The organism is Chitinophaga sp., from assembly GCF_039596455.1.
Lineage (GTDB): Bacteria > Bacteroidota > Bacteroidia > Chitinophagales > Chitinophagaceae > Chitinophaga.
Genome location: NZ_JBCNJR010000002.1, coordinates 301438 through 324072, shown reverse-complemented (window position 1 = coordinate 324072; position 22635 = coordinate 301438). Strand labels below are relative to the sequence as shown.

Annotated in this window: 13 protein-coding genes and 1 riboswitch; of the genes, 6 read left to right on the top strand and 7 right to left on the bottom strand. The window is 52.4% G+C overall.

Features of this window, described 5'->3' with window-relative positions; translation table 11 throughout:
* Positions 1 to 281 precede the first annotated feature (281 nt).
* Complete coding sequence (locus ABDW36_RS11020; protein ID WP_343701951.1) at positions 282 to 3236, top strand: SusC/RagA family TonB-linked outer membrane protein; 2955 nt, start codon at positions 282 to 284, stop codon at positions 3234 to 3236.
* 30 nt (positions 3237 to 3266) lie between these two features.
* Complete coding sequence (locus ABDW36_RS11015; protein ID WP_343701950.1) at positions 3267 to 4949, top strand: RagB/SusD family nutrient uptake outer membrane protein; 1683 nt, start codon at positions 3267 to 3269, stop codon at positions 4947 to 4949.
* Between the two features lie 65 nt (positions 4950 to 5014).
* Here ABDW36_RS11015 and ABDW36_RS11010 read toward each other — a convergent pair whose 3' ends face one another.
* The 3 genes from ABDW36_RS11010 to ABDW36_RS11000 form a co-directional block, all read right to left on the bottom strand.
* Complete coding sequence (locus ABDW36_RS11010) at positions 5015 to 7810, bottom strand: prolyl oligopeptidase family serine peptidase (RefSeq protein ID WP_343701949.1); 2796 nt, start codon at positions 7808 to 7810, stop codon at positions 5015 to 5017.
* Between the two features lie 78 nt (positions 7811 to 7888).
* Positions 7889 to 8668 carry a prolyl oligopeptidase family serine peptidase gene (locus ABDW36_RS11005; RefSeq protein ID WP_343701948.1) on the bottom strand — a complete coding sequence of 260 codons (780 nt, stop codon included), beginning with the start codon at positions 8666 to 8668 and terminating at the stop codon, positions 7889 to 7891.
* 65 nt (positions 8669 to 8733) lie between these two features.
* Entirely contained in the window at positions 8734 to 9531 is a 798-nt protein-coding gene (locus ABDW36_RS11000; protein ID WP_343701947.1) for a hypothetical protein, read from the bottom strand.
* Positions 9532 to 9685: 154 nt separating this feature from the next.
* Here ABDW36_RS11000 and ABDW36_RS10995 point away from each other — a divergent pair, with 154 nt between their 5' ends.
* From ABDW36_RS10995 to ABDW36_RS10985, 3 genes are all read left to right on the top strand, one after another.
* The gene (locus ABDW36_RS10995) at positions 9686 to 10282 is read left to right on the top strand and encodes a DUF4142 domain-containing protein (RefSeq protein ID WP_343701946.1); all 597 of its coding nucleotides are present in this window, start codon (positions 9686 to 9688) and stop codon (positions 10280 to 10282) included.
* 8 nt (positions 10283 to 10290) lie between these two features.
* Positions 10291 to 10384: riboswitch (TPP riboswitch) on the top strand.
* A gap of 159 nt (positions 10385 to 10543) precedes the next feature.
* Positions 10544 to 11548 (top strand): family 43 glycosylhydrolase, encoded by a 1005-nt coding sequence (locus ABDW36_RS10990; protein WP_343701945.1) that lies wholly within the window; start codon positions 10544 to 10546, stop codon positions 11546 to 11548.
* A 232-nt stretch (positions 11549 to 11780) separates the two neighbouring features.
* On the top strand, positions 11781 to 13193 hold the full coding sequence (locus ABDW36_RS10985) for a M60 family metallopeptidase (protein ID WP_343701944.1): 1413 nt from the start codon (positions 11781 to 11783) through the stop codon (positions 13191 to 13193).
* A gap of 78 nt (positions 13194 to 13271) precedes the next feature.
* Here the strand turns inward: ABDW36_RS10985 and ABDW36_RS10980 are convergent, their stop codons facing one another.
* From ABDW36_RS10980 to ABDW36_RS10965, 4 genes are all read right to left on the bottom strand, one after another.
* Positions 13272 to 14954 carry a RagB/SusD family nutrient uptake outer membrane protein gene (locus ABDW36_RS10980; RefSeq protein ID WP_343701943.1) on the bottom strand — a complete coding sequence of 561 codons (1683 nt, stop codon included), beginning with the start codon at positions 14952 to 14954 and terminating at the stop codon, positions 13272 to 13274.
* Positions 14955 to 14966: 12 nt separating this feature from the next.
* A complete protein-coding gene (locus tag ABDW36_RS10975) occupies positions 14967 to 18125 on the bottom strand; it encodes a SusC/RagA family TonB-linked outer membrane protein (RefSeq protein WP_343701942.1) in 3159 nt (1052 codons plus the stop codon).
* 190 nt (positions 18126 to 18315) lie between these two features.
* A complete protein-coding gene (locus ABDW36_RS10970) occupies positions 18316 to 19383 on the bottom strand; it encodes a FecR domain-containing protein (RefSeq protein ID WP_343701941.1) in 1068 nt (355 codons plus the stop codon).
* A gap of 164 nt (positions 19384 to 19547) precedes the next feature.
* Positions 19548 to 20108 (bottom strand): RNA polymerase sigma factor, encoded by a 561-nt coding sequence (locus ABDW36_RS10965; protein WP_343701940.1) that lies wholly within the window; start codon positions 20106 to 20108, stop codon positions 19548 to 19550.
* A gap of 221 nt (positions 20109 to 20329) precedes the next feature.
* On the opposite strand from ABDW36_RS10965, the gene ABDW36_RS10960 reads away from it, so the two are divergent.
* The gene (locus tag ABDW36_RS10960) at positions 20330 to 22633 is read left to right on the top strand and encodes a putative monovalent cation/H+ antiporter subunit A (RefSeq protein WP_343701939.1); all 2304 of its coding nucleotides are present in this window, start codon (positions 20330 to 20332) and stop codon (positions 22631 to 22633) included.
* The last annotated feature ends 2 nt before the right edge of the window (positions 22634 to 22635 follow it).

Below are 22635 nucleotides of genomic sequence, written 5' to 3'. Positions count from 1 at the left end.
CGTAGCCCAACTGAAAAACTGAATCGAGACCAAACAAATTGTTCCACTTATTAAATCCACGTGTGGACCCGCTAACGATGAAAATGTACACGTTATTTCCGGCAATCATCCGTGCTGAACGAGCTAATCCGCCCATGCCTGTTTCAGCCGGCTTAAACGTTTAAAGCAATCATAAGTTCAGCTTTCGAGACGGGCAATCATTTAAACAGCACTTCTCTCATCAATCAAAACTCATAATCATGAAAAATCTGATCTACAATCAGGTGCAAAAACAGCTTTGTTTGCTAAATCGATTTAGTAAGCACTTCGGGAAGAAAGTGGCCGCCCTTGCCACACTTTCCATGTTTATCTGCACACTTGCTTTCGGACAGGGAAGGCCCGTAACAGGTAGCATTACGGACAGCACCGGGGCAGCACTGCCCAATGTAAGCCTTCGCATCAAAGGCACCACCAGCGGTACTTTCACAGGAACAGACGGCAAGTTCAAGCTCAACGTACCAGGTAACGACGCCGTGCTGGTGGTAACCTACGTGGGTTATCACGACAAGGAAGTAACGGTAGGCGACGCGGCTGACCTGAAAATTGTGCTGCAGCAATCTGTCAGCCAGCTAACAGACGTGGTGGTAGTGGGGTACGGCACCGTACAGAAAAAGAACCTCACCAATGCGGTGACCACAGTGAACAACAAAGACTTTCTGCAGGGCGGCTTCAACAGTCCGCTGCAGCAAATAGAAGGCAAGGTAGCAGGCGTCACTATTTCCAACCCCGCCAGCGCAGATCCCAACCGGGGAACAGACGTGCAGATACGCGGCGCCAGCTCCCTGGATGCAGGCAACGGCCCGCTGATAGTGATTGACGGCATGCCCGGCGGCGATCTCCGCAATATTGCGCAGCAAGACATTGAGTCTATCTCCGTGCTGAAAGACGCCGCCGCGGCCGCCATCTACGGCTCGCGCGGCGCAAACGGCGTGGTGCTGGTACAAACAAAGTCAGGGAAAAAAGGCGCCGTAGCCGTAACGTATGACAGCTACGTTGAGCATGACGTGGTAGCCGCAAAACCCGAAATACTTTCTGCAGACGAATTCCTGGCCCACCAGCGGGATGCAGACCAGGGCGCGCGCACCAACTGGTATGATGAGCTGATCCGGAAAAACAACTTCGGCCAGAACCAGTACCTCACCGTATCCGGCGGTAACGAAAACACCATTTTCCGCCTTTCCGGCAACTACCGCTCCAAAACAGCTATCGATATTGCCACTGAACGCAAGGAATACGGCTACCGGGCCAACTTCCAGCAAAGAGCGCTCAACGGGCTGCTGGAATTCACCGGCAACCTGTCTCAGCGCATTGCCAAAGAAGAATATACCAACTATGATGCGTTCAAACAGGCCATCAAGCTCAACCCTACCCTGCCGGTGATGAACCCCAACAATCCCAGGGAATACAATACCCTGCAGGGCTATGATACCTGGAACCCTGTGCAGGACCTGCTGGCCCGTGAAAACGGCGCAGACCAGAACTATTCTATCATAGACATCACTACCAAGCTGAACATTCTGCCCAACCTTTCATCTGAATTGAAACTGGCGCGCCAGGGGCATGAAATGCTCAGAAGGGAATACTACACCTCCAAATCCGCAGAATCCATCCAGAACAACCGCACCGGCCGCGCCCGGCTGCAGAATGAAAAGTGGCAGGATTATACCCTGGAGTGGATCAACAATTACAACACGCGCATCAACAAGCACGACATTGCCGTGATGGGCGGCTACTCCTACCAGGAGTTCAACACGCAGGGCAACTGGGCCGAGAACATGGATTTCCTTTCCGATGCTTTCTGGTACAACAACCTGGACGCCGGCGCCTGGAACAAGGAAGACGGCCGCCTGGGCATGGACTCCTGGAAGAGCAAGGAAAAGCTCATTGCCTTCCTGGGCCGCGTAAACTATAATTTCGACAACACTTATTTCCTGACGGCTTCTTTCCGTTACGAAGGCAATACCAAATTCGGGAAAAACAACAAGTGGGGCATGTTCCCCGCCGTATCCGCAGCATGGCGTATCTCCAACCTGCCGGCCCTGAGCAACAGCAGGGTGATCAATGATCTGAAGCTGCGCGCCTCTTACGGCGTAACGGGCCGCTCCGGTTTTGACCGCTATACTTCGCTGGCCAAGTATGCGCCATACGGCATGTACCTGGATGATAATAACGAATGGATCAGGGTATACGGCCCCGGCAACAACTTCAACCCCAACCTGCAATGGGAACGGGCCGTGGCTTACAACATAGGGCTTGACTTCTCCCTGCTTGACAACAAGCTGAGCGGCAGCCTGGACGTGTTTGACCGCCGCAGCAAAGACATGCTGGCCAATTATGAAGTACCCGTGGGCGCCTACCTGCATACGGAAATGTTCGTGAACGTGGGTACCACCAGCTCCAAAGGCATAGAGCTGACCGCCAACTGGAAAGTGGTGAACGGGAAAGACTTTACCTACAACACCAATATCACCGGCTCCTACATCAAGGCCAAGCTGGTAACCTGGTCTAACAACGAGTTCCAGGGCAACTACCGCGATCTGCAAGACCTCCCCTCCCCCGGCAACCCTGGTAAAGCGTACCGCCTTGAACCGGGCACCGAACTGGGCAGTTTCTTCGGTTACAAATATGCCGGCGTGAACGACAACGGTGAAATACTGATCTGGAAAGACGGGATTGTGGGCAAGGAACAGATCGTAGCCTCCAGCCAGGGCAGTGAAAAAGACAGAACCTACATTGGCCATGGCGCCCCGCGGTATGAGCTGGCATGGGGCAACAGCCTGGCCTATAAAAACTTTGACCTCACGCTGTTCTTCCGCGGCCGGTTTGATTACGACATTCTGAACCTCTACCAGATGTACTACGGCCTGCAGGCAGAAAGCGGCATCAACCTGCTGAAAGACGCCTACGCCCGCAACGGCCACATCAAATCAGGCAAGGTGATCACAGATTACTTCCTGGAGAAAGGGGATTATTTCAAGCTGGACAATATCACGCTGGGCTGGTCTCCCAAATTCAACACCAATTTTATAAAGAACCTGCGCCTTTACGGCAGTGTACGCAATGTGTTTACGCTCACCGGTTTCTCCGGGCTTGACCCCACCACGGTGGGCATCACTGGCCTTACGCCCGGTTATGGCAGCCTGAGCGTTTACCCGGTAACCAGAACATTCACCCTGGGCGCCCAGCTTACACTTTAATCATCACCATTAAACTTGTTCAACATGAATATGAAGAAACTGACCGGCATATTGCTGCTATCTGTAGTCACCGCCACATCCTGCACCAAGCTGGATGAAGAGCCGTTTGACGTAGCGCCTGCCGAAGGTTATTACCAGAATAAAAGCTCCGTGATAGCAGCCGTGCTGCGCCCTTATGAACATGCGCACTGGTGCGGCTGGGACGGAGACCGGTGGTTGCTGTCTGAATTGACCGCAGACAATTTTGTATGGACGCAAAAAGGCAAGCACGGCTACGACGGTGGTGACTGGGTGCGCCTGCACGGCCATACCTGGACGCCTGACGACGGCCATGTGAACGGCGGATGGGTAGGCCCCTACCAGGGCATTGGCCAATGCAACGCCATCATCAAAGACATTTCCACGCTGAACTATCCTGACCTGGGCCTCACCGAACCGGAGCAGCAACAGCACGTTGCAGAGCTCAGAACGCTGCGCGCCTGGTTCTACCTCTTCCTCATAGACTATTTCAGGAATGTGCCTATCTACACGGAAGTACAAAAGCTGGAAGCACAATCTACCCCGCAGGAAGTGTTTGACTACATCGAAAAAGAGATCAAGGAAGCCCTGCCGGGGCTGCCGAAAGACCCGAAAGTAGGCCGTTGGGGCCAGGCCGGCGCGGCAGCGCTGCTGGTGCGCCTCTACCTCAATGCAGAAAAATGGATAGGCACGGCCAAATACACGGAGTGTGCCACCATTGCCCAGGATATCATCAACGGTACTTACGGCACCTACTCCATTGACACAGACTACCGCGGCCCCTTCCGTTCCGGCATCAAGGGTTACCGCTCTCCGGAGAACATTTTTGAGTTCCCCCACGCCAAAAACTTCTACGAGTTCAGCTGGATATACAATTCCGGCATGCACTACCAGGCCAAGTTCTCGCTTGACAACGACTGGGGTTCCTGGAACGGCGTACACCTCACCCCTTCGCGGGACGAGAACGGCAACCTGTACACCTACAAACTGGGCATGCCTTACGAGCGCTTCCATGCAACCGACAAACGCAAACAACCCTTCCGCACTACATCTAAAGATGCAGACTACGAAGGTTTCTTCCTCATAGGGCAACAGTACACCTGGAACAAAACGGCGGGCTTCGGCTTTGACAGCACCAAGCCGGTAAACGGCACGGAAGAGTACAACGGCAAGCCGCTGATTTTTGTAGACCAGGTGGCCCGCTTCTCTGAAAAGCCCGGTGGGCGCTGGGCTGAAGGCTCTCATGTGATCACCGGTGAAGAAAACTCCGGGGTGCGGCTGCTGAAATTCCCGTGGCTGCCCATGTCACAAGGTTTCTTCCAGTTCAATTCCGCCCCTGAGATCCGCCTTGCGGAAATCTACTATTCCCTGGCGGAATGCAAATACCGCGCGGGAGATAAAGCCGGAGCGGCAGCACTGCTGGACGCCGTGCGCAAAAGGAACTTCCCGGATGCCGCATGGCCAGCGGTGAGCTTTGTGCAAAATCTGGGCACCCTTACTGATGATGAATTTGTAGCCGAACTGGGCCGCGAGTTCCTGGGCGAGCGCCACCGCAGAACAGACCTGGTGCGCTGGAACAGGTTCGGTGAAGCCTGGTGGGATAAAGGAGTAGACTCAAAAGACCGGTCTGTATTTCCCATTCCCGCCCGCGCTTTGAACGCTAATCCCTTGCTGAAGCCCAACGGCTTCGAATGATTGCTAGAGTTGTAACAGTAAAAAAGCTGCCTTTCCAGGCAGCTTTTTTATTTTGAAGCGCAGGTTTATTTTTTCTGTTCCTTCTCCTGCGCCTGCATCTTCTCCAGGTAGGTTACTCCCTCGGTAATCCATTTGGGAGCCGGCTTGCCCAGCAGGTAGTGGTCAAACCACTCGCGCTGGCGCTGCTGGTAATCTATCTGGTTCTCTTTTTTGGCGAGGCCGTGATTCTCGTCTGCATATACCAGCATTACATGCGGTTTTTCCATTCGGCGCATGGTGCCGTACATTTCAATACCCTGGTGCCAGTCTACCGCGCCGTCTTTATCTCCAAAGGCTACCAGCAGTGGCGCCTTGATGTTAGCCGCCTGGTAAATGGGCGAGTTGCGCATATGTTCCTGCATGCGCTCGTACCAGGGGCCATCAAAGCGGCCCTGGCTGGTCTCGAATATCTTCTGGTCGGGGAAGCCGCTGTTCCAGTAAATGGCCAGAGACATGCTGATCAGGTTGGTAAGCGGCGCACCGGCGCAGGCTGCTTTGAAAAGGTCTGTTTGCGTGATGATGAAGCTGGTCTGGTAAGCGCCCCAGCTATGGCCCATGAGGCCTACCTTGTCTTTGTCTATCATGCCTGTTTTCAACACTTCTTCCACGGCCGGTACCACACAGTCTACCGCGCTCATGCCGGGGTCATTGATGTCATACACAATGTCAGGTCTGAAAATAAAATAGCCGCCGGTGGTGAAGTTGGTGGTGTTGTACGCGCTCCTGCGGGAAGGCGGCGTGTAATAGTGTACCGTGTTAGACAGGGTTTCGTAAATGTATACCACCATGGGATACTTTTTACCAGGCTGGTAGTCTGCCGGGTAAAACAGCGCGCCCTGCATTTTCTTGCCTTTCTTGTTGGTGAAAGATACCAGTTCGCTCTTGCCCCACTTGTAATCTTTCTGCTGCGGGTTGGTAGACGCTATTTTCTCTTCTCCCTGGAAGCCTTTGGTAATGTACAGCTCAGGAGAACGGTCGTAGTTCATTTTTACGTAAGAGAACACGTCTGCATCTTTTGCCTTGTTGAGGCCGTACAGGGTAACGTCTTCGTACACCAGCCTGCTGAACTTCCCTTTCTCAATTTTGCCGAAACCTGAAAACTTGCTTTTATCCCCATACAGGGTCACAAACAGCGGTTTGGCATCGTCGTGGTAAGGGTCTTCTGTTTCAACGCGGGTGATGCGGTGCACAATTTCATCTTTACGGCCGTCTGTCAGCTTGCGGATGCCTTTACCATCCGGTTTGGCGGCGTAAATGTCAAACTCATCGTACAGCAGCACTTCCTTGTCTCCCTTCATCCAGCCGCCATAACCAAATGGCGGTTTCACCGCAGGGTGGTCATCTTTATAATTCTCGAAGGTTTCGGCAACGTTTTGCGTGAGGTTGACAGTGGCGCCGGTGGCGGTATTGTAAGTAAACCAGTGCTTGTCTTTATAATAAAACACAAAGCGGCCTTCCGGAGAAAGCTGCGGAGCATGGCCGAAAGCCTGCACTATTTTTTCTCCAAACAGCTTCTTTTCCCCGGTGCGCACGTTCATGATGTAATAGTCAGCATAATCCTCCTTGAAGGCGGGTTTGTACTTTTTATCAGTAGGCAGCAGCGCATGGTGCTGGTTGGCTCCCATCAGGGCGCCGGGCGTGCTGTCATTGGCCAGTTGATAGTATTTGCCGGTAGAGGGGTTCCACACTGCCTGGAAGCTGCGCTCCTTGTCTTGCGCGTAAGTGATTTTCTGGCGGGGCTGTATCTCTTTATCTTTCCAGTGCCATACATCCACTGCGGCCAGCTTGTCTTCTTTTTTGGGCGCGGCGGCGGGGGCTTTTTTGGTGGTGTCAGCTTTGGCTACCTGTGCTTTGGTGGTATCTGCCTTGGCAGCAGCTTTGGTTGTGTCCTTTTTAGGCGCTTCCTTTTTCTTCGTCCAGCCTTTGATGCTGAAATAAGCTAATGCCAGGTCGTCACCCAGGCGCAGCGTGGAGCCGGGGTTGATGCGCATGCTGTCAGGGAAGCCGGCGTGTTGCTGCGGGTCAAATATTTTGAGGGAAGGGTTCTTGTACAACGGGGCATACACATATACCTGTGCATTCTCTTCTTCGTACTTATCGTTCTTCACCGTTTTATAGAACGCCAGCCCGTCTCCTTCTTTAGCCCAGGCCAGTTTAGAAAAACGGCAAGTATCGCTGGCCAGTACTTTCAGGGAATAACTGGCGAGGTTGAACAGCTCCACAGAATTGCCCGCCTGGTTGGCAGACGCTACTACATAGGCCAGATGATCACTCTTTTTGTTGAACTCAAACTCGGTAACGTTGCCTATGGTACGGGTACTACTGTCTGCCAGGTTGCGCAGCAGCACTACAGAACCCTTGTCTTTATTCTCTTTGGGAGGGTTCAGCTGCACGGCCAGGAATTTCCCGTTCTTCGAAAACCCGAAATTGCTGACATCCGTTATCACTTCCTTTTTGCCGGTGTTGAGGTTCAGCAGGCCCATATTGGTTTTGACGGGCATTTTCTGTTCCCGCAGCTTCTCTCCTTCCTGGTAGGATACGCCTATTTTGTAAGCCACCCACTGGTTATCTTTAGAAAACTCCGGCGCGCTGCCAAACTCCAGCGCATACCGTTTGCCATTGTTGTGGTTCACAAGGTAAAGGGTATCATTGTCTTCCTGCACAGCAATCTGATAGCCCACCCAGCTGCCGTTGTAAGACAGGGCGGTGCCGGCCAGGGATTGCCATTTGGCATAGTCGTCAGGAGACAGGTCTTTTTTCTGTTGCGCGCTGGCGGTGATACCCGTAGCCAGCAGCAGCAACATGGTGTAGAAACGTTGCATGTAACGGTGGTTTAGATTTGCTGCGAATTTAACGTTAATCTAACAGCAGTAAGCCTCAAAAAGTGATGAATGGGCCTTTTATTGTTTCAGGGTATGTGAAAAGAGCCATGGCAGCAGGCCGGGCTCGGCAAAGGCATTGTCCCAGCTGTTGTGCCCTACGCCGGGGTATTCCGTATATTTTACATCCGCCCCTTCTTTCTGCAACAGGCTGTAAAACAGCCGGGAAGATTGAGGCGGCACTACAGGGTCTGCGCTGCCATGGAAGATCCATACGGCGGTGTTTTTGGCATAACGGCTGCTCAGCGCTTCATTACCGGCCCCGCAAATGGGGAAGGCGGCGGCAAAGCGGTTGGGAAAGCGGGCCAGTATATCAAAAGTACCCATACCGCCCAGGGAAAGGCCGCCTACATATACCTTCCGGCTGTCTACCGTGCCGGAGGCAATGAGGCTGTCCAGCAACTGGTACAGCAGGGCGGAGGGTTTGGTAGGCGGCACGTCTGCCGGGAACTTCACTGCGGTGATCTTCCCGGAGCTATCCCGGGCAAATTCCATTACGGCCCAGGTGGCGCCTGAAGCGCACTGCGGGAACACTACAATGGCGGGAAAGTTCTTCCGCACCGTGTCGCTGAGAAAAAGCTTGCTCCCATGCGTGAGTTGCTTCCGGTTATCGTTCCCCCGCTCCCCTGCCCCGTGCATGAAGACGATAAGCGGGTATTTCTGGCCGGGGTTATAGTTTTCAGGCAGCAAAATGCGGTAGGGCAGCGTATCTGCATTGCGCTGGAAAGTACGGGCCTCAAAGTCCTGGCCGTATGTTAAAACAGGGGATGCCATCAGCAGAAGGAAAAGGATTTTACGCATAAGGGTCAATTCTTACGTCAATTTACGCATTCGGCTTCAAATTACCCGTTCCCGCTGCCACTATCTTAGGGATTTGTTTTCGCTTTGTCAGCATGTTGCCAATAATAGCCCTTTTCCCGGCTGAAAGCCATGAGGCTGGTACTGCGGCGTGTGTTGATGTATATACCGGAAAAATGGCGGCCGTATTTCAGGGCAAAGAATACGGCGCCCTGCGTGGGAGCGTCCGCATCGTTATAATGCAGCTGCACTTCCCTTGCCTTGCCCAGCCTGAACCCCTTGAAGCTGCCCTGGTAATACTCCTCCCGGCCCAATATGCGTGTGCCTGTTTCATCAAACAGGTAATAGAACTCACCGCCGTACATGGCTATTTCATTAGGCTGCAGGGCCGGCAGCAGCCACACTGACACCGTTTTGTCCGCATGGTAACGAACAAACTTGTTGAACTTCACATAAGACCTGCCCAATACAAAACCTGCTTCGCGGTAGGCGGCATTGACAGCGCGGGAAATACCCCCCAGCATGGCCGTGTCCAGCGGGTCACACACCACGTCTATACTGTCTCCGGGCCATATCTTGTAATGCAGCACCACATCGTACACACCGTTTTTATATTTGCCGTACACACCGTTCCACAGGCTGTCTTCACTCTTGTAACAAAACCACTCCCGGCCCATGCGGCCCAGCTCTTCCCAGCTAACCGTGGTAACCAGCTCTGAAAGGCGCCATGCCGTGGAATCGTACTCCACCATCCAGCGGGCGGTTTCCAGCTGACGGTTAAATGTTTCAGAAAGGAATGCAGTACTTTTTTGCGCGTAGGCCGTTTGTATCAACAGCAATACAGGCAGCAGGCATTTGAGTTTCATAGGAACAGGGTCATAATTCCTCATAAATATAACGTTTTTATTTAATTCAATAAACAATGCGGGCATTCAATTCCACATTTGCGGCAGCAACAGCACTGGCATCACTGTGGCATAATCTTTTCGTTACTAATACCTGAACTGAAAACTCGTTTATATGAAAAAGATATTATTGCCATTTGCTATTGCATGCGTTGCCACCGTTGCTTGTAACAACAATGCCAGCCGTAATGCGCAGGACACTTTATCAGGAGAGGATACCGGTATGACGCAGGACATGGCACAGGATATCAACAAGGAAAACATGGAAGGCGATTCCGTTCGCTCCGCGGCGGATAACATCTCGAAAGCCGCAGAGGACGGGCTTTACGAAGTAAAATTGTTGCAGGACGGACAGGCCAAGACTACGAACGCGGACATCAAAAAGATGTCTGGCCACATGCTGAAGGCACACGAAAAACTGAATAAGGAACTGGCAGACCTTACCGCTAAAAAAGGCATTACCATTCCAACAGCTTTGGAAGATAACAAAGTGAAAGATATTCAGCAGATCACAGATAAATCAGGCACCGATTTTGATAAAGCTTATGTAGACGAATTGGTAGACAAACACGAGAAAGCGATCAAATTGTTTGAAACAGTAGCGAACGATGCAACAGACCCGGACATTAAGGCTTTATTCACGAAAGCCTTGCCGGAGTTAAGAGAGCATCTGGACATGGCGAAAAAAGAACAGGACAAGCTGAAAAAATAATTATTTCCTCTTTTCTTCAAGGGTGGCTTTTCGGAGCCTGAGATTACACCTTAGAACCTGATCCGGGTAATGCCGGCGTAGGAAAAGAGAAGAAGTGGAATGATAGGCTCCGACCTTTTAGAAGGCCGGAGTCTTTTTTATGCCCTTTGTTTCCCATTGGTGCCGCCAAGCCGCTCCCCCGCCCGTTTTGCCACAAGTGTATTTTTAACGCTTCCCCATATATTTTTTATTATTTTAGTCCCAAACACGGCAATATTCCACATGAAGAAATTTTTACCCTTACTGGCCGCCCTCCTTTGCCTGAGCGCTGCCCAGCAATCACTTGCCCAGGCTACGTATACCAACCCGGTATTCAACTATGATTTTCCCGATCCCAACCTGGTGAAAGGAAAGGACGGCTATTATTACGCGTATTCCACGCAAGCCAACTGGAAGCGTTACAATGCGGGCGGCCCTTATATTATTCCCATTCTGCGCAGCAAAGACCTTGTAAACTGGGAGCCGCAGGGAGCGGCACTTTCCCGGCGCCCCACCTGGAAAAAAGAAGGCGGCATCTGGGCGCCTGATGCAGTGCGGTACCGCGGCAAGTATTATCTCTATTACTCCATATCAACCTGGGGAGACCCCAATCCTGGCATTGGCGTAGCGGTAAGCTCCAAACCACAGGGCCCTTTTGAGGACAAAGGCAAACTTTTTCTCAGCAAAGAAGTGGGCGTTAAAAATTCCATAGACGCATTCTTTTATGAAGACAAGAATAAGCCTTACCTGTTCTGGGGCAGCTTTCACGGCATTTATGGCATAGAGCTGTCTAAAGACGGGCTGCAATTAAAAGGTGATACTTTCCGTATTGCCGGTACGGCTTATGAAGCCAGCTATATTTATAAAAAAGACGGGTACTATTATTACTTCGGCTCCGCAGGCACCTGCTGCGAAGGTGCCAAAAGCACCTACCGCGTACTGGTGGGCCGCTCCACTTCATTGAAAGGGCCTTATGTAGACAAAGCTGGCAAGCCGCTGCTGGAAAACGGCGGCACCCTGTTGCTGCAGGGCAATAAGGGTGATGCGCGCTTTACCGGCCCCGGCCACAATGGGGATATTATTACGGACAAGGCCGGACAGACATGGATGCTTTACCATGCCTTCAGGCGGGAAGATGACAAGCGGGGACGCGTAATGCTGCTGGACAAGATTGAGTGGGTAGATGGCTGGCCGGAGATCAAAAACGCACAGCCCAGCCTGGAAGCGCAGGCGGCGCCGGTGTTTTAGAAGAGTACACTGCCAAGGCATACAAGGCCGGTTAAAAAGCAAAAAGGAGCTTTTTAGCCGGCCTTCCTTTTTAAACAAATAAATTTTCAATTTTTTATGCGGTATGAAGGGTAAAAAACCCGGCCTAAGGTATCATGGTAGATATAAAGCCTGTGATAGAAAGCCAATGGGTGGCTTCGGAGCTTATTTTAAGCAACCAAATGCATGTACTAAACCATAAATATCTATCGTTATGAAAAACAACAGCAACTATCTTGCTTTATCCATTGTTTTAGTGGTCACCAGCCTAATTTATTCGTGCAGCAAACCTGAACCGGAAAGCTTACAAGGTTATCAAAAACCAGGTCCCCGTACGCAAAGCCCCAATCGTTCCGCAATAACAAACGCGTATTATGAGGTTGATTCCCTTGGGCGGAGCGTTCAATTCGTTACTGAATCTCCCAGTGCTGAATCGGAAAAATCCAGGCTCATGAATTCTTTCATTCCGTCTGATTTTTATCCAACAGGCTTTTGGTTAGCGCCTTTCAGCACATTAAAGATCGAAGCAGAAGCTGTTAGTGGAACATCGCTGCCCCAATTGTTAATCGGAACTTATCAGCGGTATGAAAATGTAAACCCTCAGGTGGTCCAGTTGAAGCCCGGGCTAAATGAAATTGTGGCCAATAAAAATGGAGGCATTCTGTGGGTCCGGTATCATGATGACCTTGAGCCTGTCAGCAAGGCAAAATTGACCTTCATTAGTGGTCATAAGGCCGTTCCTACTTTTGTCAAGAATACAACTACAGCAGATCAATGGTTGCGTCAATTTGAACAGGCAGACACGGCCGTTCATGACGTATTACTAATCGGGCAGCGGGTATGCATCGTTTTACCAACCAGTTTTACCGCATTGAAAACCCAGGATAACAACTCCATTCTGAATGCCTGCGATAACATCTGGGATACCGAAGATAAACTGAGTGGTTTAGATGGCTCCCAGCCTGTTCACAAACCATTAGGCACCCCTCATTTAATGGTAAACAGAAATTATGCAGGGGGTGCTGCATGGCCCTATGCTACTACTTATAGTTACCTGTCGTCATTTGCTGCTGCTTATGCAAATGATGCATGGTACCAACGCCACGAAGCAGGGCATCACCATCAACAGGCTTGGCATTGGCATGCGGAAATTCTGGCGGATTTTTATGCTACTGCTACCGGGATGGATTGGAAGTTGCCGGGGAAGAAGATTACGCGTGATGGTGGTTGGCTGAATGTATGGAAAGCGGTGAATGAGTATTTCAACTTGCCTGATGCTGACAGAGATTATAGCAAAATTTGGGATGGCAACCGTATTGCTTCCGGGCACAGGTTCAGGGGATCGGCTATGCTCATTCAGCTTAAACTGGCTTTTGGAGATACTTTTTACCATGAACTGCACAAACGGACAAGATCAGAAAGGCCCAGTTTACCAACCGCTGCAAGCAAGTATCGCTATTTTATGCTCAAGGCATGCAATATATCCGGAAAGGACCTTACCGGCTTTTTCCGTAAATGGGGATTTAAAGATGAAGCGGTGTATACCGAGATCGCCAGACTCAATCTGCCCCAACCGGATGTAGATCCATCAACGATGACTGATGACCCGACATTTACGCTCAATTGAGATGAATAGCTTTTGTTGATGACAACCGGTAAAAATTACCGGTTGTCATTCTTTTATGATTGAAATACGAGGGGTTTCTCAATATCCTTCATTCTGCTTCAAATTATTGTTGCCTGATATAGCCTGCGTAGGCACGGGGAAGCGGTTGTAATGCGGCGCGGAAGGCGCGTGGTCCCACCAGGTGCCGGTTGTGAATTTCTTCCAGCGGATGAGGTCTGTACGGCGGCGGCCTTCGCCCAGGAACTCAATGCCCCACTCGTCCAGCATGCGGTACTCATCCAGGTTGCCTACCGTTGCGGGGTCAGGGTCTGCGCCATTGGTAAAGTTGCGTTTCCTTACCGCGTTGATGAGCGTGGCCGCGGTGCCTTTATCTCCTTCGCGCAGCAGGCATTCCGCCAGCATATATTGTATTTCCGTTAAACGAATAGCGGGATTGTCTGCGCCCCAGCGCAGGCTTTTGTCTGCATTGTTGGGCATGGGCACTTTCACTAGGCGCACGCCGGTATTTTCTTCGCCTTCAGACATTTTGGAGGGAAGCTCCGCAACGGACTTGAAACGTTTGTCTGGCCCTACTTCAGAAAAACGCCCCACCTGGTCTACAAACACCAGCGGCAGGCCCTTGTACTCTTCACCGCCGGTGATGGCCGCGCCGGCCGGGGTAAGGTGCGGGCCCACAATGAACATCCCTTCGTACCGGCCGCTGCCCAGGTATTTGTAAGGCTTTTTGCGGAGGTCCTGGTCATTCAGCCTGCCGTAAGGGGCGCCCAGCCTGAAATCTGCTGTATAAGATTCCCCTGTCGGCTTTTGTGAAGGCTGCAAGTGCGCGCCATTGTTGGCGCCGCCGTCCATATCAAAATACTTGTTGGTGTTATAATGATAGTAGGTAGCGTAAAACCAGTCGTACTGCAGCTTGTTGAACTCCGAAGGAATAGACCAGATAATTTCCGGCGATTTGTCGTTAGTGAATGAATGCGGCCCGTACCACGTGGGATCAAGGCTGTATTCACCGTATTGTTTGGCCAGTATGTCTTCACAGAGTTTTTTGCATTCTGCGAACATGGGCTTGTTGATGTATGCCTCCGCGTTAAAATACAGCTGTGCCAGCAAAGCTGCGGCCGCGGCCTGGCGCAGGGCGCCTTCTTCCGCATCTCCCGCCTTCTTCTTCGGCAGTTTTTCCAGCGCTGTTTTGAGCAGCTTTTCAATATGGTCAAATGTTTCCTTGTCTGTATTGCGGGGCAGGGATTCCCCTTCCAGCGTTTCAAACACCGGCAGGCCGCCAAAATAATCCAGGCCGCGCAGGTAGAAGTAAGCAATGAGGGTATTGAGCTGGTTCACATGATCATCCTTGTCTGCCTGGGTGAGCGCAAACTTTGTGTAATCCAGTTTCTCAAGGTCACTCTTGGCATCAAGCGCCAGGGCCACGCCCATGAGCGTGCCGCGCCAGGTACCCCATACCCAGTTATCGTCCGGCGTCCAGCGGTGGTAGTGGAAGCGTTCGTTTTCCCCTCCGTTGTACCAGTGCCGGCCTTTGGTGGTAATGGCAAAATGATCTGCCGTATACTCCTGCAGGTTCCAGCGGTCTGCGCCCATGTACCAGCGGGCGTGGGTAAAGGGGCGGTAAAGCGCCGCCTTGATGTCTTTTTCGCTCTTGAAGAAAGTTTCCGGCGTTACCTTGTCATAAAAGGTCTGGTCCAGTTTGGTGCAGCCTGCGCCCAATATCAGCGCGGCTGTGAGTATGTTGATGCCTATTATCTTTTTCATAGTTACGTGTTTTTAGAAGTTTGCCTGCAGGCCAAACATGAAGGTGCGGGTTTCAGGATATACGTTCCGTTCTTCAAAACCGGGCTCCAGCCCGTTGATGTTCACTTCCGGGTCAAGACCGCTGTATTTGGTGATCACGAACAGGTCTCTCACAGTGGCGTAAAGGCGCAGGCCCTTCAACGGTTTGATCCGTTGCTGGTTGAAAGAATAGCCGATGCTGAGCGCATCCATTTTTACGAAGGTGCCTTTTTCCAGCCAGTAGTCAGACAGTTCCTTCTCTCCCTTTACGTCTTTGTGTTTGGTGAACGCATCGCGCAGCACGTTTTGCCCGTTTATTTTGGGCATGCTGTAGTACATGTTGATCATGTTGAATACATCGTGCCCCACCCAGCTGCGGAGGTACACGGAGGCGTCAAAATTTTTCCAGCTGAGGGAATGGTTCCAGGAAAGGATGATCTTGGGGATGGCGTTGCCCACAAATGCCTTGTCATCTATCTTCTTGGCCTGTTTGGTCACATCGAACGGTTTGCCGGTTTTATCATACAGCATCCAGTTGCCTTCTTCTGTGAACCCTGCAAAACGCCAGATGAAAAACTGGCCGATGTCTTCACCGGGGTACAGGCGCACGGCCGTACCGGGGCTGCCGGGCGCGGGGAAAGACTTGCGGTCTGCAAAGGTCTGCCCGCCGTTGAGCGTGGTGAGCGTGCTGCGGTTGCTGGAAGCCACAATGCCGGTGGTGTAGTTCCAGGTCTCGTTGCGCACGGCGTTCCAGTTCAGCTCAAACTCATAGCCTTTGTTTTCCATGTTACCTACGTTCACCGATGTTTTATCGTGAATGGCCGGCGGCTGTGACACGCTCACGTCATAGATCATGTCTTCTACCTTGCGTTTGTACACATCGAAGCGGCCGGAGAGGCGGTTATCAAACAATGCGAAGTCGAGTCCAAGGTTGTATTCTTTTTTCACTTCCCAGCGGATGTTGGGGTTCTGGTTGTGCAGTACGCCGTAAGTGCGCATCCACACGCCGTTTACGAGCCACCATGTATCTGCCCCGTACATGCGGGTGGCTACGTTTGCGTTGAAACCTTCATTGCCTGTGGCGCCGTAGCCGCCGCGTAATTTGAGGTCGTTCACAAAGCCGGAGTTTTTCAGGAAAGACTCTTCCGAAATGCGCCAGGCGGCGGAAAGGCCGGGAAAGGTGCCCCACTGGTTGCCTTTGGCGAATTTGGAGGAACCTTCGTGCCTGAGGGAGGCGGTGAGCATATAGCGGTCTTTAAAGGAATAGTTTACCCGGCCGAAGAAGGCAATGAGCTTCACGGAGGGGTCTCTCCAGGAGCCCATGGAGGCGCGCCCGTCTGCCAGCCAGGTGCCGGTGCCCATGGCGTTGTCTTCCACCCCGTCTACCGGGAAGTTGGAGTTGCCGGCATTGAAGCCCTGTCCGTTGAAATCCTGGTAGGTATAACCGCCTACGGCGTTGATGCGGTGGCGGGCGAAATCCTTGTTATAGTTCAGCGTCAGCTCCAGCGTACGGTCGTCCCAGCGTTTGTATTCCTGACTGGCGTTGCCGTCTACCTTGTCGTTACGGGAAATGCGGTGCTGCGAAGAGCGGTAAAAGTTCTTGTGCTCCGTATTGTTCTTGAGGGCCACCATACCGGAGGCATACAGATCTTTGGTGATGTTGAGCTTCAGCGTGGTGCTGGCCAGCAGGTATTTGTACTGCCCTTCATCTTTCCGCAGCTTCACTTCCGCCAGCGGGTTGAAATAGTCATAGCCGCCGGTGAGCACGTTGTAACCCGTAACATCATTGGCGTTGTAGGGAGACTCTGTGGGGTTCATCACCAGGGCCATGTTGAAAATATCGTTGTTGCTGAAGCTGGCGTTGGCCTGCATATAGCTGATGTTGGTGCTCAGCTCGGCCAGCCCGTTCAGGAAGCGGAAATTGGAGTTGATGCGGCCGGCCACCTCTTTTCTCTTTGATTCTACGGCCATACCGATGGCGTCTCTCACCATAAAAGAAGAATATATCTGCGCATTTTCCGTGCCGCCGTTGAGGTTGAGCACGTAGCGCTGGCTGATGGGGGACTTGTTGGTCACTTCTTTGTACCAGTCTGTTTTATGCCCAAAGTCGGTCCCCATTTTATTGGCCAGGAACTCGTCTGCGTTCAGTGACTCCGGGCGCCTGCGGATGGTTTCCAGGAAAAGCTCACTGGTGAAGCCTACGCTCACCTGTCCGGCCTTGGCCTTTTTGGTAGTGATGAGAATAACGCCGCCGGAGGCGCGGGTACCGTAAATAGCGGCCGCGGAGGCATCTCTGAGCACGTTGATAGACTCAATGTCTTCTTTCACCACGGAGTTGATGCTGCCGCCGGGGATGCCGTCTATCACCACCAGCGGGCCCTGGGTGGCGTTGATGGAGTTAACCCCTCGCAATTGCAGGGAAACGCCGGCATTGGGGTCTGTACCATTGCTGGAAACAACAGACAGGCCGGGTACCTTGCCCTGGATGGCCAGCAGCGGTGATACGGCGCCGGCAATCAGGTCTTTCTGACCCAGCTTGCTCACGGCGCTGGTGAGGTCTCTTTTTGCAACGGTGCCGTAACCTACTACCACTATCTCTCCCAGGTCTGTGTCTTTACTGAGCGCCAACGTAACGTTGATGGTGGCTTGCCCGTTCACGGCAATAGTTTGCGGGGCATAACCTATGTAACTGAAAGTGAGCGTGGCTTTTTCGTCTACCCGCAGCTGGTACTCCCCGTTCTCGTTGGTAACAGTTCCGCTGCGGGGGCCGCTCATGATGCTTACGCCGGGCAGGGGGTCTCCCTGCGGGTCCGTTACACGGCCTTTTACCACAATGGTGCCTGCAGGCGCTTCTTCCCGCTTGATCACCACCAGGTTGTTCTCCATCTGGTTAAATACCAGCCCGGTACCGGTCAGCATCTTCTTCAGCAGGTCCATCACGGGCACATCGGTAGCATCTACCGTTATTTTCACGTGCTCGTCCAGCACCTGGTTGCTGAACACAAAGCGGTACTGCGTTTTCCGCTCCACTTCTTTCAACGCCCGGGTAAGTTTCGTATTCCGGAAATCCACGCTGACCCTGTCTTGCGAATTTCCCTCATACGCCGTAACCTGCAATGTAGTGAAGAGCAACAATACAATTGTCAGTTTCATAAGTAGAATCTTTTTAAACGTCCTTTTGGAGGGCAGTTTAATACGGGTGTTTTTCATACCTTAGAGTACGTTTTAATGTTAGGAATACGGAGCTACCGGGCATGGTGATCCCATGCACAACATGCTCCTGTTTTTAACCGGGAGAGAACAAGTACCAGTTGTTCTTTCCCTTTTTTATGTCGGAACGTTGCTAACGACGTGAATGCTGATGACTTATTTTAACGATTTTTCCTTCTATGCGGCAGGTAAACGGATAGGACGCCTGCAGCGCTTTCATAACCTGTACGATGTTTTCTTTTTCAAATGTGGCCGTAAAGCGATATTGTTCAATCATTTGGTCTTCAAATACGATCTTGACATCAAACCAGCGCTCCAGCTTTTCCCGCATTTCCCCGAAGGCCTCATCTTCAAACACCAGCCGGTTTTGTGACCAGGCCGTTTCTACGTTCACGTTCTTGCGGTTGTAAGACAGGGGCATTACATCCGCCACCTGCGGAGCTCTGCCTGACCTCGGCTCGCCGGTAGCGTTTACAGGTTGAATGTCTTTATGAATAACGAACTTTTCCCTGGGCTTCAGCACTTTATACGCCGTAACGCCGTGGCGGAGGTAAATTTCCACCTTCCCGCTGATGAGCGACGTTTCGCTTTTTTTCTCCCCGGGGTAGGCTTTTACGTTGAACACCGTACCCAGCACCTTTACATCATAGCCCTCCACCTTCACAATAAAAGGCAGGCCTGCATTGGGCTCTACGTTGAAGAGGGCTTCCCCCTTCAGGCAAACTTTGCGGTTGTCACTACCAAAGGCCTCGCTGACCGTTAATCTGGAACCGGCATTGAGAATAACGGTAGAGCTGTCTGGCAGGCGCACGGTCTTCTTTTCCGCCATGGCCGTAATGTAGACCACCGGCTCTTCCGCTGCCTGTGTAATGCCGGGGGCCGGTGCTTTGCCGGGTCTTAGCAGGAAAAAGGCGGCGGCGCCCATGAGCAGAACGGTGGCCGCTATGGCGAGCGCTTTTTTCAGGCCGCCGGTGCGCAACGGCACCACGGGCGTTGCGGGCGCTTCTTCTGCCTGCTCCTGATGCAGCATCAGGGAAATGCCCATTACCAGCTCCCGCGCCTCGGCCATGGTAGCGGCTTCTTCAGGGTATTGGCGGAGGTAGTTCTCCCAGAAAAGGATGTCTGCTTCGTTTCTCCGGAAACAATAGCTGATGAAAGAATCATCTATAACCAGTTGTTCAAGCTCAAAACGATCCGGCATACGCAGCTGTTTTACAATATAGACGGACAGCCTGCGCCGGTTTACCAACTTTTCTTGAACTTTTTTTTATGGGAAAGGGAAAGGGGCCTGCCCTTTAATGAGGCGGCGGGAAATGGCGGCAGACAGGGCCTCTTTAAGGCGCAATGGGGGCGAAAGGCATTTGTCTACAGCAGCGGCAAGATGGAGAAAACCGCCGCAAATTTCAGGCGCGGATGAGTTTTATGCAGTTCCTGCCGCAGGGCTTTAATGGCTTCGTAGAGATTGTTGTACACCGTTCTGGCATGCAGCCCGGTGCGCGCGGCTATCTGTTCCGTGGTGAGGCCTTCATAATACTTGAGCTGTATCACCTTGCGGCAGCGGGCGGGCAGACGGCTGTAGGCGGCCCTGATAGCTGCCATCAGCTCCTCATTGGCCTGCACCTGTACCAGGCTTTCCAGCACGGAAGGCTCATAACCTGCGCTGGGCGCCAGTTCTTCCTGCTTTTTGCGGTGGCGGGCGGTACGGTAGTGGTCTATGAGGCGGCGGCTGAAAGCGCTGGTGAGAAAGGCCTTGGGGTTCTGGATAGTGGCCGGCTCCAGGTTTTTCTGCAACAGGTCAAGAAAGAACTGCTGCACCAGGTCCCTGCTTTCTTCGTCACCATAGCCCCAACGCAAGGCCAGGCGTACCAGGTGAACATGGAACAATGCATACCAGTTATCAACGTGTTGTGAAAGGGTGGCACTCATACATAAGTAGTAGTGGCGAAAAAGTAATAAATAAAATTGATTTGGGGTAAAATTTCCTTGTTGCAAAGAATACATAATATTAATACACATCCATCTTTTTTTAAAGCCCCGCCCATATTTTCTCAGCGCCACTCAAAAAAAATCACACATTTTTTCCTCCATTCCTGCCACGTTCTGCCGCTCTTTTGCTATATTTAGCACCATCACCAAAACCGTTGTTAATGATATCTGCTGTGCTTTCCGGGTTTTTGTTTGCGATGCTTGTACTGCTTTTTGGCAAGTATGTGAAGGGAAAGCCTGCGGTGCTCACCACCCTGTTACCTTTAAGTCTTTTTGTCTATTTTCTGGGCATGCTGCCTGCAGTGCAAACGCAGCCATTGCTCTTCAGCTACCGCTGGATACCCTCTATGGGCATAGACCTCAACTTCAAGCTTGACGGCCTTTCCCTGCTCTTCAGCCTGCTCATCACCGGCATTGGTACACTGGTATTTGCTTACGCCTCCTACTACCTGAAGGGGCACCGCTATCTTGACCGCTTCTATTGTTACCTCAGCCTTTTCATGGCGTCTATGCTGGGTTTGGTGCTGTCTGACAATGTTATGCTCCTCTTTGTGTTCTGGGAGCTGACCAGCATTACTTCTTTTTTCCTGATCGGTTTTAATAATGACGACGCCGCTTCGCGGCGCAACTCGCTGATGGCCCTGGCCATTACGGGCGGGGGCGGTTTTCTTTTGATGACGGGTTTTGTGCTGCTGGGCTCGCTCACCGGCGGGTATTCCATCTCCGCCATGCTTTCCAGTGCAGACATGTTAAAAGGCCATGCCTGGTACGGCTGGGTACTTTTTTTCCTGTTTGGCGGCGCCTTCACCAAATCAGCCCAGTTTCCATTCCACTTCTGGCTGCCCGGCGCCATGAAAGCGCCCACGCCGGTATCTGCGTACCTGCACTCCGCCACTATGGTAAAGGCGGGCGTGTACCTGCTGGCCAGGTTTACGCCGGTATTGGGCGGGCATCCATTCTGGAACACCACCTTACTGATCGCCGGCGCTATCACCATGCTGTACAGCGCCTGGCACGCCATTCAGCGTACAGACCTGAAAGGCATACTGGCCTATTCCACCATTGCCGCACTGGGCACGCTGGTATTTCTATTGGGCGTGGGCACGGCGGAAGCCATGGTGGCAGTAGCCGTGTTCATACTGGTGCACGCGTTGTACAAAGCGGCTCTCTTCCTGATTGCGGGCATACTGGACCATGAAACCGGTACACGGGATGTGACCATACTGCGTGGCCTGCGGAAAGTGATGATGCCGGTGGCGGTGGCCGGCATGCTGGCCGCCCTCTCCAGCGCGGGCCTGCCGCTTACTTTCGGTTTCATAGGAAAAGACCTGATATATGAAGCTACCCTGCACGCGCAGGCCTATGGCTACCTACTCACAGGCATTGCCGTGCTCACCAATATACTGGTGTTATACGCCGGCTTCCAGGCGGGCATCCGACCGTTTGCGGGGCCGCTGCCGGAAGGTTTCCGCTCCGTACACCTGCCTGATCTGCGCCTGTGGGTGCCGCCATTGATACTGGCGGCGCTGGGTTTGCTATACGGCATTGTACCCGCTCTTGCAGATGCGTCACTGGTGCAGCCCGTTGTACAGGCGCTGGGCGCGGCCGCACCCGCACCGCTCAAAATATGGCACGGGTTCAACCTGGTGCTGCTGCTGAGCGGGGTTACGCTGGCCGCAGGCTTCGCCCTGTATTTTATGCGCAACCCGTCCGCCAGGCACCAGCTGGCGGTAGACCGCTTTGCCCATCTCAGCCCGGAAACGCTGGTGGTGCAAAGCGCCAGGGGTTTCTCCCGGTTTTCCACCTGGTATACCAACCGGCTGCACAACGGCAACCTCCGCTCCTACATCCACATCATTATCATTTTCATTACCGTACTGCTGGCCTATAAACTCATTACGGGCGTGCACCTGTACTTCGACATCCGCACCAACGTAGCGCCCATTACCATATATGACGTTACCGTGTTCGGCATCATACTGGTGGCCATATGGAAAACGGTGTCCACTTCCTCCCGCATCACCGCGGTGGCCAGCATGAGCGTAGTGGGGTATTGCATCTGCATCCTGTTTGTGATCTACTCCGCACCAGACCTGGCCATGACGCAGTTTACCATAGACACGCTCACCGTAGTGCTGTTTGTACTGGTGCTGTTCCGGCTGCCCCGCTTTTTGCGGATCAACGACCGGAAGGTGATTGTCAGGGATTCCATCATTTCCGGCCTGTTCGGCATCCTGATAGCCATCATAGCGCTGGAGGTAATGAATGAGCCTACCAACAAGGAAACCAGCCGCTTCTATGCAGAAAACGCATACCTGCTGGCCAAAGGCAAAAATGTGGTCAACGTCATGCTGGTAGACTTCCGCGGGTTTGACACCATGGTAGAAATTACCGTACTGGTAATTGCCGCGCTGGGCGTGTACAGCCTGCTTAAACTAAGAATCAGTTCATCCGAAAAAGAATAGGT